This is a genomic window from Haloarcula rubra, from assembly GCF_019599465.1.
Classification (GTDB): Archaea; Halobacteriota; Halobacteria; order Halobacteriales; family Haloarculaceae; genus Haloarcula; species Haloarcula rubra.
The window spans coordinates 480,606-493,341 of the sequence record NZ_RKLR01000002.1; the positions used below are offsets into that span (position 1 = coordinate 480,606).

Below are 12,736 nucleotides of genomic sequence, written 5' to 3' on the forward strand. Positions count from 1 at the left end.
ATCTATGGAGCGGCGCTTGCTCGCCGGGTTCTCGCTGGTCGTCGTGGTCGCCGCCGTCGCCGCCGGACCGCTCGGTATCGCGGGTCTGTCGCTGTTCCCCAGCAGTGGGGAGTTCCTCCTGCCAGTCTCGCGTGCGCTCAGCGAGCAGATACACTACGCGCGGTTGTTGGGCAGTTCGCCGCCGGTCTGACTACTGGTCGGCGATGGCGTCGCCGGCGATAGAGCGCCCGCGGGCCTCCAACTGGACCTCGCGGCGGGTTCGGACGGGTTCGAGAATGTCGGCCTCGACGAGTCGGTCGTAGACCGCCTCGACGTCGTCGACGTCCATGTCGACGAAGTCGGGAATCTTGAACGGGGAGATGCCGGAGTACAGCGCCATCAGCACCTGCGTCTCCTCGGGCGCGAGGTCGACGTCGTCGGCGGCGTTGCGCTGTTCGCCCTGCCGGACCAGTCCCTCGACGAGCGAGACGTGGCGCCGCCCGCCGGAGATGTGCGTCTCGACGCTGGTACCGTCGATGGTGTGTTCGACCTCCAGCAGGGGGCGCTCGGTCCCGCGAATCGCCTTCGTCTTGGCCTCGACGGTGCCGACGTCGTCGATGTCGAGTTCGACGAACGTGCCGCTGGCGATGGCGAGGTTGAGCGTGTCCTCGTGTTCGTCGTCGAGTTTCAGGCGCGCCTTCTCCCACCCGGTGTCCCGTACGACGCCGCCCTCGACGGCGGGGTGTTTCACGAGGACGACTATCTGGTCCAGCAGCGCCCGGTACAGTTCCTCCTGAAACTCGTCGTCGGCCTGTGCCGCGACGAGCGTCACGTCGCGGCCGGCCCGTAGCTTGACGTAGCCGTCGACCTGTGCCAGCGACTGGTTCATCTGGCTGGCGGAGACGCTGGTGAGTTTCGACAGGGGGATGGTCCGCTTGCCGTCGTTGGTCGCCAGCACCAGCCGCTTGTTCGACAGGAGGATACGGCCGGGGAGCCACTCGATGTCGTTGCGCTTGCGCCCGTCTTTGACGACCTGGACGAACTTCCCCTTCGTGTCGACCAGTGGGTGTTCTCCGTCGGCCATCGCTACTCAGCTATCGCCCGGTGGTTCGGTCCGGTCGGCCTTAGTCTGCCCGGCTGTGCCGGCCGGCCGTCGGTCATCGCCGCCCACCCAGTTTCGAGATGGCCGAGAAGGCCTTCTTCCGGACGACGTCGTGGTCCGTCTCGTCGATGAGTTTGTCCAGCACCTTCCGGGAGCGCTCGCCCCCGACCTTCCCCAGCGTGAAGATGGCCTGTCCGCGGACCTGCGGGTCGACGCTGTCGTCCTGGACGACCCGCAGCAGGCGGCGCTCGACCATGTTGTCCTCGCCGCCGAGTTCCGCCAGACTCGTCGCGGCGAACTGCCGGAGCATCTGGCCGTCGTCGCGCAAGGCGTTCACGAGGGCGTCGATGACGCGTCCCCGTTCCTCCTCGCTGGTCGCTCGGCCCAGTAGCCACGCGGTGTTGCGCCGCTGGGCGGCCTGCGTACTCTCTTCGAGAATCTCGACCAGCGGCACGACCACGCTCCGGTCGTCGGTGTTCGAGAGCTTCTCGACCACCGTCTCACGGATGGCGTGGCTCTGCTCGGTCGGGACGTTCGAGAGCAGTTCGACGAGCGAGTAGACGGCGGTCCGGCGGACGCCCGGCGACTCGTCGGAGAGCGCTTCCACGAGGTAGTCGACCGGGCGGTCGTTCTCGAAGTTGCCGAACGCGCCGACGGCGATGCGCCGGACCTGTTCGTTGTCGTCCTCGTACATCGGAAGCAGGGCCTGCAGGGCCTGCCGGTTCCCGACGTTGCCCAGCGCCTCGGCGGCCTCCCGGCGTACCGCCGCTTTCGGGTCGGTCAACAGGGATTCGAGCGGTCCGGTCGCCCGCGAGTCGCCTATCTTCCCGGCCGACCGGGCGGCCCGTGCCCGCACGCGCGGGTCGGGGTCCTCGAAGCGTGCCGCGAGTTTCGGGACGGCGTCGGTCTGGTCCAGTCGGCCGAGGCCGTTGGCGGCGGCCATCCGCAACTCCGGCACGTCGGCGTCGAGCGCCTGCACGAACGCCTTCGCACGCACCCAGTCGGCCGCGTCGTCGTCGAGGTCGATGCCGGCAATCCCGCCGATGAGTTGCTCGATGGCGTCCCCGCCGAGTTCGTCCAGCGAGTCGATGGCCGCCGCCGTGATGGCGTCGCTGTCGGCCTGTGCGGCCTGTACGAGCGCGTTGACCACGTCTCTGCGGTCGTCGTGCTCCGGGAAGTTCCCCAGTAACTCGGCCGCCCGGACCTGCACTCGCTCGTTGTCGCTCTCCCGGAGCAGACGGATGAGTTCCTGGACCTCGCCGTCGCGTTCGAGTTCGTAGAGGCTCATACCCGTCGGTAGATGCGGTGTTGCTTGTCGACCGGGTCGAACGAGTCCCGACACTCCGTCGGCAACGTCTCGGTCATCCCTATCATGAGGTAGCCGCCCTCGTGGAGCGACCCCCGGATGGTCTCGAAGATGGGGACCTTGTACTCGGTGTCGATGTAGATGAGCAGGTTCCGGCAGAAGACGAGGTCGAAGTCCCGCTTCGGGTTCCCGCGGATGAGGTCGTGTTGCTGGAACGTGACCATGTCCGTCACGACGTCCCGAACCCGGAACGTGTTCCCGTCCTCCTCGACGTACTCGCTGTAGTCGTCCAGCGGTGCCAGTTCCTCGGCGATGTCCGTCGTCTGTGACGTCTCGTAGGTGGCCCGTCGCGCCTCCCGGAGGATGTCGGCGTTGATGTCCGTCCCCGTAATCTCGACGCGACTGGCGTCGATTTCGGGGTCGTCGAGCGCCAGCATCGCCGCCGAGTACGGCTCACGCCCGTCGGCGCTCGGCGCCGACCAGAGTCGCACCCGGCGGTTCTCGGCGGTCAGGTCGCGCAGGACCGGGCGCAACCGCTCCCACGCCTCCGGGTTCCGGAAGAAGCCGGTGACGTTGATAGACAGGGAGTCGAGCAACTGTTCGCGCTCCCCGTCGTCGCGTTCGAGGAGGCGTTCGTACTCGCGGTAGGTGTCCGAGTCGGTCCGGCGCATCCGCGCCGTGATGCGCCGGTCGAGGTAGGCGTCGTTGTAGAACCCCGACTCGAAGTCCATCTCCGCCCCGATGAACTCCAGCAGACGGTCGAACTGACGGTCGGTACCTTTGCTCATAGGGTCACCACGTCGAGGATGTGGACGATGTTGCCGTCGCCCAGCACGGCCGTCCCGGAGAGGCCGGGGGTCCCCGAGAGGATGCCCTCCAGCGGTTTGACGACGACTTCCTCCTGACTGTTGACCGAGTCACAGTGGAGCGCCACCTGTCGCTCGGACTCGCGGATGCGAATCAGCATGCCGTCGCCGTTGGCCGTCTCGCCGGGCACGTCGAACGTGTCGTCGAGGTGGATGACGGGGTAGATGTCGTCGTTGTGCTTGATGACCTCTTTGCCGTTGACCTGTTTGACGGCCTCCGTCGACGTAATCTCGTCCACGTTCTTGATGGGGACGCCGTACTCCTCGTCGCCCACCTCGACGAACAGCACCTTCACGATGGCCATCGTCACGGGGAGACGCAGGGCGACGGTGGTCCCCTCGCCCTCGGTGGACTCGACGTTGACCGACCCGTCGAGTTGCGTGACGGTGTCGTGGACGACGTCCATCCCGACCCCGCGACCGCTGGTGTCGGTCACCTCGTCGGCCGTCGAGAACCCGGGGTGGAAGACGAGGTCGTATATCGAGGAGTCGTCCATCGCCTCTATCTCCTCGGCCGAGCGGACCCCCTTCTCGATGGCCTTCTCCTTGATACCGGTCACGTCCAGCCCCGCGCCGTCGTCCACCACTTCGATGATGACGTGGTCGCGTTCCCGGGAGGCCCGCAGGGTGATGTGGCCGGTCTCGGGTTTCCCGGCGGCCGCACGCTCTGCGGGCGGTTCGATGCCGTGGTCGACGGCGTTGCGGAGGATGTGCATCAGCGGGTCCGAGATCTCGGTGAGGATGGTCCGGTCGAGTTCGATGTCCTCGCCCTCTATCTCGAACTCGATGTCCTTGTCGAGTTCGCGGGCGAGGTCACGGACCAGCCGCGGGAACTTCCCGACCACCTTCTTCAGTGGGATGAGCCGCATGTCCATCACCGTGTTCTGGAGGTTCGCCGTAATCTTGTCCAGTTCGTTCAGCGTCTCGCCGGCCGAGTCGAGGTCCTCCTGTTCGACCGACCGCCGGAGTTTGATACGGCTGGTCACCAGCTGTTCGACGAGGCCGTGCAGGTCGTCCAACTGGTCGACGTCCACTCGCACCGACTTTATCTCGTCGACGCTGTGTTCCTCGCCCTCGCCCTCGGTGGCGGCGGGTGCCGGGTCCGACTCGGCGCTCGGAGCGGCGCGCCCGCCCGCGAGGTCGTCGGTCACGTCCGTCGCGGTGAAAGTGGCCACCTTGCCCACGGTGCCTAGTTCCGCGTCCACGGTCGCGGCGTCGGACGCGTCGAGATAGAGGTCGAACGTCGCCTCGAACTCGCCGTCCTCGATGGCCGCCCGGTCCGGGTCCGACGCGAGGATGTCGAAGACGTCTTCGATGGCCTCCAGCGCCAGCATCGCGTCGACGCCCACCATGTCGGAGTTGCCGACCCCGACCACGGCGTGGACGACCCGACCGTCGGCCTCGCTCGGGTCGAGGTCGACGTCGGTCGCTATCTCGGCGTCGGCACCGTTGTCGCCGGTCCCGTCGGCCGCCGCGTCGCCCGCGGCCTCGGCACCCTCGTCGAGGACGGCCCGGAGTTCGGCTACCGTCTCGTCGGTCCGGGTCTGTGACTCGCCGTCGGCCTCTATCTCCCTGACGATGACCTCTATCTGGTCGACGCCGGCGAAGACGAGGTCCATCACGTCCGACGTGACCGCCATCTCGCCCTGCCGCATCGCGTCGAGCAGGTCCTCCATCGCGTGCGCGAGGTCGGCCGCGTCGTCGAACCCCATCGCACCGAAGTTCCCCTTCAGCGTGTGTGCGGTACGGAAGATAGAGTCCATCGCCTCCTCGTCGGAGGGGTCCGATTCCAACTCGAGCAGTGAGTTGTTGAGCTCCGTTATCGCCTCCTCGCTCTCGCGGATGAATGCGTCGAGATACTGGTCGTCCATTATTGAGTCACCTCTGTCGTAATCGTGTCCAAGATTCCGGTCGCGACGTCGTCTATCGGGAGTACGTCGTCGACACAGCCGGTCTCGACTGCGCGCTTCGGCATCCCGTAGACGGCCGACGTGGCCTCGTCCTGCGCGATAGTTCGGCCACCGGCGGCTTTGATGCGCCGGATGCCGTCCGCACCGTCCTCGCCCATCCCCGTGAGGATGACGCCGACGAGGGGGTCCTCGATGGTGTCGGCGGCCGTCGCCATCGTCACGTCGACGGCCGGCCGGACGCTGTTGACCGGCTCGCCCTGCGTCAGTTTCACGCGGAGGCGTCCGTTCCGGTAGTTCTTGACCGCCATGTGACGGTCGCCGGCGGCGACGAGTGCCTCGCCCCCGCCGATCCGTGCGCCGTCCGTCGCCTCTCTCACGTCGTAGTCGCTCCGTGCGTCGATGCGCTCAGCGAACCGGCCCGTGAACCCCTCGGGCATGTGCTGGACGACGAGGATTCGGAGGTCCGCCGACAGCGGCAGTGACGACAACACCTGTTCGACCATCTTCGGCCCACCGGTCGACGACCCGACGACGAGCGTCGGGTTCGCCGCGTACGCCGCCGTCTCGGTCCCGGACCGGCCACTCGCTTGGTCCGTCGCCCGCGGTGTCGACCGACCGCCCCCGCCGACGTCCACCTCGGCGACGGAGGCGACGATGTCGACGAGTTGGTCTTTCAGCCGCGACATCTCCATCGACACCTCGCCGCCCGGTTTGGTGAAGCAGTCGACTGCCCCCTTGTCGAGGGCCTCGAAGGTAACGTCGGCGTTCTCGTCGGTGTGGGCCGACAGCATCAGGACCGGCGTCGGTCGCTCGGCCATGATTCGCTCGGTGGCCTCGATGCCGTTCATCTCGGGCATCTCGACGTCCATGGTCACCACGTCGGGGTCGTGTTCGACGACCGCCCCGACGGCTTCCCGTCCGTTCCGGGCCTGTGCGACGACGTCGATTTCCCCCTCCGACAAGATGTCGGAGATGACACTTCGCATGAAGTGGGAGTCGTCGGCGACGACTGCACGCACACCACCGGCCATCGTCACGCGTGCTCCTGTGACGTGGTCGTCGTTCGCGGGCGGAGCATCTGCATTCCTGTCCCGTACTCCCGTTCGCCCCGAAATAAAGACTCCGCCCACGTAATCAAAGTTGATAGCCCAGCAGACATCTTTATACACACCTACGGACCACGTTCTGGTACTCCGGGACCTATGTCAGCCCAGTCAGCCACAACCGGCCAGGTACTCGAATTCGAACTCGGCGAGGAGACCTACTGCGTCAGTATCGACTACGTGACCGAAATCGTCGACGTCGGTGACCTCACACAGGTCCCCAACGCGCCGGCACACGTAGAGGGCGTCATGGACCTCCGCGGTCGCACCACCTCCATCGTCGACCCGAAGGTCGTCTTCGGTATCGACGACGACGCCGACGGCAAACGCATCATCGTCTTCGACCCTGCCATCGTCCAGAGTCAGGGGGCGGCGGGATGGCTCGTCGACGAGGTGTTCCAGGTGGTCCAGATATCGCCCGAGCAGGTCGACCAGTCGCCCGCCAACGACACGGGGTCCATCCGCGGCGTCGTCAAGCGAGACGACGACTTCGTCATCTGGGTCGACCCCGCTATCGTCCATAGCGAGGGCTGAAACCGCTATTCCCGGGCGTTCGTGAACAAGGCTTTTCACAACCTACGACACAGGCTTACACAACCTCCTTCCGACTCATACAACATGATAGAGCAAACTAAGACAGGCATCGACGGCCTCGACGACATCCTCAACGGCGGTATCGTGACGAACTCGACGACCCTCATCAGCGGCAACCCCGGTGCCGGGAAGTCGATTCTCTGTCTCCAGTACCTCTACAACGGCGTCGAACAGTTCGGCGAGAAGGGAATCTACCTCTCGTTCGAGGAGAACGAGTCCGACCTCCGACAGGCCGCGGAGTCGCTGGGCTTCGACAAGTGGCCCGAGTTCGTCGAGAACGGCGACATCAAGGTGTACGACAAGCAGGTCCTCCTCCGCGAGAACGACTTCTCCTCGTCGATGGACCTCCTCCTCGACGACCTCGAAGACGAGGAGTACGACCGACTCGTCCTGGACTCGCTGGCGATGTTCGAACTGTTCTTCGAGAACGAGAAGGAGAAACGGACCTACCTCCTGAAGTTCACCGATATCCTCCGGGAGAACGGGCTGACGACGCTCCTGACCAACGAACAGGGAGCGGTGTTCCCCGACACGGAGATCGGACTCGAGAACTTCCTCACCGACGGGAACATCTACCTGATACAGACGCCGACGGACACCGGCGTCAACCGCTACGTCTGGGTCGCGAAGATGCGGAAACAGAACATCGAGACCGACATCTACCCGATGGAGATAGACTGGGGTGGCATCAAGGTCCACCAGAACGCCAGCGCGTTCTCGATGATGAGCGAAGAAGAGTCCCCGATATAGGGCGAGCTTAAGCCGTTATTAATCGATGAAACGCACGCTTCAGGGTCTGAAAAGGGGTTTTAGCCGATCCCTCGGTTAACCGACTGTTTCGGCCGAACTCACGTAGTATCATCGGCGATAGCTTTATTAAATGCCAAATTCATGTTTTGATAACGATGGCTTCAGCGGATCTTCTCCAGACGCTGGGGAACAAATACAGCGCCGAGATTCTCGACGCTACCGACGAACCGGTCTCAGCGCAGGAGTTGAGCGACGAACTCGGTATCCCCATCGCTACCTGTTACCGCCGCATCGACGAACTCACCAAACACGACCTGCTGGAACTCCACGACAACATTCTCTCCGACGACCGACGTCGAATCAAGGTGTACCGGCGGAACGTGGACGAGGTCAGCGTCGACTTCGAGGACGACCTGAGCGTCCACGTCGAGGAGCGCTCGGAAGTGACCAACAAACTCGACGAGGCGTGGCGGACGCTCTCGGACGGATAGGGTCAGCACCGGCGTTATCTTCTGATTATCAGGACAGATATTTTAGAGGGTGGATTTAATAACGGGTTTCGCATAGCCGTTGGTAGTGCCGATGATAGAACTCCTCTACGCCATCTCGACGCTCGTGTTCGTGGTTGCCGGCCTCACTATGGTCGGGATGGCGATGCGGGCGTACGTCCAGACGTCCCGGCAAGCGATGCTCCACCTCTCGCTGGGGTTCTCGCTGGCCGTCGCGGGTGCGGCTGCGACGATGATTAGCGCGTTCGTCAACGACTTCGAAGGGGTGCGCTCACTGCTCCTGGTCAACAGCGGACTGACGACGTTCGGGTACCTGTTCGTGATGTACAGTCTGGTCACCTACGAGTAACCACCAGTCGACACGTGCCCGTCTGTCGTGTCGCAGGCCCTTCTCCGCTATTCATCTAGTCTCTCTGACACTCGTAACCAATTAACTACGTATTTACCACTACTCGGCGACGGCGACAGTGGCTACGGAAGCGGGTGTTCACTGTGGACCGGACAGTTCGGAACCGCCTACCCGCCGTTTTCACACGATGTGGTTCACCGTCTGTAACGGGCCGATTCCGACGGCCGAATTCACGTGAAATGCTGTGTTAGGGTCTGAGGACTGCGTTATCAGGATAGATATTTTGGGGGGAGGTATTATTACTGGCGAAAGTTTGGGTGATAGTAGGGTCAGACAGGCCCGGAATATTCAATGTTCACGGAACTACGAAACGACGACGACCGCGGGCAGGTCGGTATCGGTACCCTCATCGTGTTCATCGCGATGGTGCTGGTCGCCGCAATCGCCGCGGGCGTCCTGATCAACACGGCTGGTTTCCTCCAGAGCAGTGCGGAGGAGACTGGTCAGCAGAGCAGCGAACAAGTTACGAATCGTCTGCAGGTTGTCAGTGCAGTCGGTGTCGGCATTTCTGGCAACACCGTTGATGAGGTGGAAGTCACGGTGAAGAAGGCACCCGGTGCTGACAACATTGACTTAGGAAGTACTATCGCACAGTGGGTTGATTCATCTGGATCAGAAGACTTGACCTACGACAATACTGGGCCTGGGCAGGCTACTTATTCCGTGACTAGCGTTCAAGACGATGATGGTTCTATTGTCACTGATGGCAGCTCTAGCCCAGTTCTTAACGATCCGTCGGATCGTGCTACCCTAGAATTCAACGCACACTACATTCAGGAGAACACTGATTCCGGTAGCGGGTCCGGCCTTTCCGAAGGTGAAACTGCAACCATCCGACTTAACACGCAATCGGGTGGTACCACTACGGTTAGATTGGTGGTTCCAGAAACCTTGTCTGGTAGTTCCGCCGTCACGCTGTAAGCCGGCGCACTTTCTCTTTTCTCGCTAGCGAACTCCCACCAGCGACGCGTCTCTCGGAAGTGACCCCCCACCAGCGACGGAATTATACCATTCCCTTACGCACTAGTGGCTATGGCCCCGGGGTCAGACGAACCGAATCCGGAGGACGGCAAGATACTCTCCCCGGAGGAGTTGGACATCGCGGACGACGACCACGTCACGGAGATAGACGAGGGTCGGTACGTCGTCTCGCCGGACGTGCGGACCGACGACTCGTACGGCAATCAGGTCTCTGCAGAGTCAGAATCGGCCCCACAACCGGCGCCGAATCCGGAACCGGACACACCGGAGTTCACCGATGCGAACGTCCACGAGTGGCTCGCCGAGCAGATGGCCGACTCGAACAGTCGCTACGGCTTCGACGTGACCGCGAAGTTCGACGGCGACGTCGACCAGCAACGTCTCGTCTCCAACGACATCGTCACCGCCTTCGAGAGCTTCATGCTCTGGTACGGCCGGCAGATGGACGGGTCGACGCCGGTCAAGGACGTGCTCGGCATCCTCCTGTCGGAGTCGAACGTCCCGGTGAAGTATCCGCCGGGGAGCTTCAAACAGATGGTGCAGTCGACGGGGCTCTCGCCCGACGATAGCATCGCCGACCTCGTCGAAGCCGTCGAAGCACAGAACGGCGTGCAGTTCTGAACGCCGAGAACTTTAACTCCGGCCGGGGTCGTTCTCCGTCAGGTGATGGTCCGACGGTATCTGACGACCGGTGTCGCACTCTTCGTGGTAGTCGTCTCGCTCTCGACGGGTCCGCTCGCTGGCGCCGACGTGACGAACGAGCGAGCCACTGACTTCGGTGAGGGGACGGCGACCGTCTCGTCGGTGGACGTCGAGGCGGCGTCGATTCGTGTGACGGACGGTCGGTTCGGAACCGGCGTGGAGTACGTTCGACCGCCGACGGCGACGGTCAGTGTCGAGTCGGTCACCGGGCGACCGCGACTCGTCTATCTCGTCTCGATTCCGAACGTAGACGTCGAACTCGTCGAGACGACAGTCGTAACCGGACCGGGAACGTATCGACTCGAACCCGAAGACCACGGGATGGCAACCGGGACTGCGGACGCGGGGACCTACGACGGCACCCTGACGGTCCGCGTCCAGAGTTTCACCGCCGACCGCACGGTCTACCGAGAGAACGTGACCGTGGAGGTGGCGACGTGAGCGGCCCCGAGCGCGTACGGCGGCGTCTCCGAACGGCCGCACGCTGGGCATTCGCCGACCGGTACGGACTGGTCCTGTGGCTGGGTCTGCTCTGCTGGTTCGGGCTGACGTGGCGCGTCGGCGTCTTCATCCAGGACACGTACGCGACGGCGAACACGCTGGTCGCACTCGCCGACGGGCAGTTACACGTCACGGAGATTCGCTACTCGCTCACGCTGGGATCACAGCCCGGACTCCACCGGTACGACGGCCTGCTGTACGGGCGCAACTACGGGCAACTCGCGCTGGCGGTGCCACTGGTCTGGGCACTGGAGGGGGTCGCCACGGTGGTCGACCCGCGACTCCTCCTCGCCGGCCTGTGGGCCGGCCTCGGATTGGCGTTCGTCACACAGGTCGGCCGACTCGACGGCGTCGACAGGGAGCGGACGGTCACCGCCGGCTCGGTGGTCGTCGCACTCCTCTTCGCCGGGAGCGTCCTGACGGCGACGAATCTGGACCCCGACCGACTCGCGCTGGCGGCCTACCAGCTCTCGACGATGGCCGCGGCGGCGACGGCCGGACTCCTGCTGTACCGGCTGGTCGCCGACTGGCACGGGCGAAGGATCGGGCTGGCCGCCGGCGCTGCACTCGGCCTCGCGACGCCCGTCGGCTTCTGGGCCACGATTCCGAAACGGCACACGCTGGTCGCGGCGCTGGTGCTCGCGACGGTGTACGCCTTCGCCGTGAGCAGACGGACCGACGGCCGGACCGCACTCCGGGCCAGAGCGGCGGCGTACGCCTTCGCCGGCGCGATAACGTGGGTCCACGCGTTCGAGGCGTTCTTCGTCGTCGGCGTTCTGGGAATCGTCGACCTCCTGACCGCGCGGTCGAACCGGCCTCGTGACCTGCTGGTCGTCGGCCTCGTCCTCCTGCTCGCGGCGACGCCGATGCTGGCGACGAACTACGCCATCTCCGGCAACCCCGCGGAACCGCCGCGCCTGTTGCCGAACGTCGACGGTGGGGACGTCGAGTTCTCGCCAGACACGGACGGCGGGGCTGACGGGAGTGGGGGAACTGACGGTGCGAACTCCGGTACGGACGGAGGGAGTGGTAGTACTGGAAGCGGTGGGGACGGTACGAGCGGCACACAGGACGGCGAGTCGGCACGTACACCACCTGATACCGACCCCGTCGGTTCGTTCGTCGAGTCGACAGTGGACACTGCGTCGTCGACGGCCGGCGCGGTCGAGCCCATCTGGACGTTCGCCGGCGGGGCAGTCGCCGACGGCGTCGACACGCTCGACGAACCGGCCCGCCTCTCGCACGTCTTCGTCCGCAGCGGGCACGTACCGGGCGTCAGCTATCGACTCAACGACTACGAGGTGATAGAACTCACCTTGCTGGAGGCGACGCCGATACTCGGAGCGTTGCTGGCGGTACCGGTGCTCGCGGGGCGACGACTGACCGGAGTCACGTTCGACTCGCTCCGCCCGCCCGACCCCCGAACGCTCTCGCCACGCCGGCAGACGGACTCGCTGGTCGTGGCGCTCGCCGTCGTCCTGACCGTCGTCTACCTCCCCCGGTTACCGCTGTTCAGCCAGCTGACGGTGCGATACCTCCACCCGGTCGTACCGCTCGCGGTGTACGGCGTCTGCCGGGTGCCCGCCGTCCGGACGGCCGTCGTCGACGAGACTGCGTGGTTGTGGCGGGCCTACGTCGGGAGTCTCCTGCTGGCAGTCACCGTCGTCCTCGGCGGCATCGTGGGCCTCGGGTTGGCGCTGGGGGAAGCCGTGCAGTACCACGCGCTGTGGAACCTCGCGGCGGCCACCGTCTGCGCACTCGCCGTCGTCGGGCGGACGCTCGCGCCAGAGCGCGTCACGACCCGCACCGTCGCCGCCGGACTCGCACTCCCGGCCGGGTTCACGACGGCGTTTCTGGCGCTGTCGGGACTCGTGTACTTCGAGTACGGGACCTACGCCTTCGACCTCGTCCGGGTCGTCGCCGACCTGTTGCCGACGCTGTGAGCGGGGCGACGACGAGCGTCCCGTCCGACCGCAGTACACCGGTATCAGAGGCGATAATTTACGGGACACCTTTATTTAGCT

General features: G+C 64.7%; 14 protein-coding genes. 9 read left to right on the top strand and 5 right to left on the bottom strand.

Annotated elements, in window-relative coordinates:
• The first annotated feature begins 4 nt into the window (after window positions 1-4).
• Entirely contained in the window at window positions 5-190 is a 186-nt protein-coding gene (locus tag EGH21_RS07205) for a hypothetical protein (protein ID WP_220617795.1), read from the top strand.
• On the opposite strand, the gene EGH21_RS07210 is transcribed toward EGH21_RS07205, so the two are convergent.
• The 5 genes from EGH21_RS07210 to EGH21_RS07230 form a co-directional block, all read right to left on the bottom strand.
• Complete coding sequence (locus EGH21_RS07210; RefSeq protein WP_220617796.1) at window positions 191-1,063, bottom strand: CheF family chemotaxis protein; 873 nt, start codon at window positions 1,061-1,063, stop codon at window positions 191-193.
• Between the two features lie 73 nt (window positions 1,064-1,136).
• Entirely contained in the window at window positions 1,137-2,369 is a 1,233-nt protein-coding gene (locus EGH21_RS07215; protein ID WP_220617797.1) for a HEAT repeat domain-containing protein, read from the bottom strand.
• Window positions 2,366-3,175, bottom strand: coding sequence for a CheR family methyltransferase (locus EGH21_RS07220; RefSeq protein WP_220617798.1), 810 nt, complete (start codon window positions 3,173-3,175; stop codon window positions 2,366-2,368). Before EGH21_RS07220 ends, EGH21_RS07215 begins: the two co-directional genes overlap by 4 nt.
• Entirely contained in the window at window positions 3,172-5,124 is a 1,953-nt protein-coding gene (cheA, locus tag EGH21_RS07225) for a chemotaxis protein CheA (RefSeq protein WP_220617799.1), read from the bottom strand. Before cheA ends, EGH21_RS07220 begins: the two co-directional genes overlap by 4 nt.
• Complete coding sequence (locus EGH21_RS07230) at window positions 5,124-6,194, bottom strand: protein-glutamate methylesterase/protein-glutamine glutaminase (protein ID WP_220617800.1); 1,071 nt, start codon at window positions 6,192-6,194, stop codon at window positions 5,124-5,126. The genes cheA and EGH21_RS07230 overlap by 1 nt, the downstream gene beginning before the upstream one ends.
• A 171-nt stretch (window positions 6,195-6,365) precedes the next feature.
• On the opposite strand from EGH21_RS07230, the gene EGH21_RS07235 reads away from it, so the two are divergent.
• The 8 genes from EGH21_RS07235 to EGH21_RS07270 all read left to right on the top strand — a co-directional run bounded on the left by EGH21_RS07235 (window position 6,366) and on the right by EGH21_RS07270 (window position 12,655).
• Complete coding sequence (locus tag EGH21_RS07235; RefSeq protein WP_220617801.1) at window positions 6,366-6,800, top strand: chemotaxis protein CheW; 435 nt, start codon at window positions 6,366-6,368, stop codon at window positions 6,798-6,800.
• Window positions 6,801-6,884: 84 nt separating this feature from the next.
• On the top strand, window positions 6,885-7,610 hold the full coding sequence (locus EGH21_RS07240) for an RAD55 family ATPase (RefSeq protein ID WP_220617802.1): 726 nt from the start codon (window positions 6,885-6,887) through the stop codon (window positions 7,608-7,610).
• A gap of 155 nt (window positions 7,611-7,765) precedes the next feature.
• Entirely contained in the window at window positions 7,766-8,101 is a 336-nt protein-coding gene (locus EGH21_RS07245; protein WP_220617803.1) for an ArsR/SmtB family transcription factor, read from the top strand.
• Window positions 8,102-8,192: 91 nt separating this feature from the next.
• The gene (locus EGH21_RS07250; RefSeq protein WP_220618007.1) at window positions 8,193-8,468 is read left to right on the top strand and encodes a DUF7521 family protein; all 276 of its coding nucleotides are present in this window, start codon (window positions 8,193-8,195) and stop codon (window positions 8,466-8,468) included.
• A 351-nt stretch (window positions 8,469-8,819) separates the two neighbouring features.
• Window positions 8,820-9,449: an archaellin/type IV pilin N-terminal domain-containing protein gene (locus tag EGH21_RS07255; protein ID WP_220617804.1), complete on the top strand. Its 630-nt coding sequence runs from the start codon at window positions 8,820-8,822 to the stop codon at window positions 9,447-9,449.
• 111 nt (window positions 9,450-9,560) lie between these two features.
• Window positions 9,561-10,130, top strand: a complete 570-nt coding sequence (locus EGH21_RS07260; protein ID WP_220617805.1) for a DUF7500 family protein — start codon at window positions 9,561-9,563, stop codon at window positions 10,128-10,130.
• A 45-nt stretch (window positions 10,131-10,175) separates the two neighbouring features.
• Window positions 10,176-10,652, top strand: coding sequence for a hypothetical protein (locus EGH21_RS07265; RefSeq protein ID WP_220617806.1), 477 nt, complete (start codon window positions 10,176-10,178; stop codon window positions 10,650-10,652).
• On the top strand, window positions 10,649-12,655 hold the full coding sequence (locus EGH21_RS07270) for a hypothetical protein (RefSeq protein ID WP_220617807.1): 2,007 nt from the start codon (window positions 10,649-10,651) through the stop codon (window positions 12,653-12,655). Before EGH21_RS07265 ends, EGH21_RS07270 begins: the two co-directional genes overlap by 4 nt.
• Window positions 12,656-12,736: the final 81 nt, after the last annotated feature.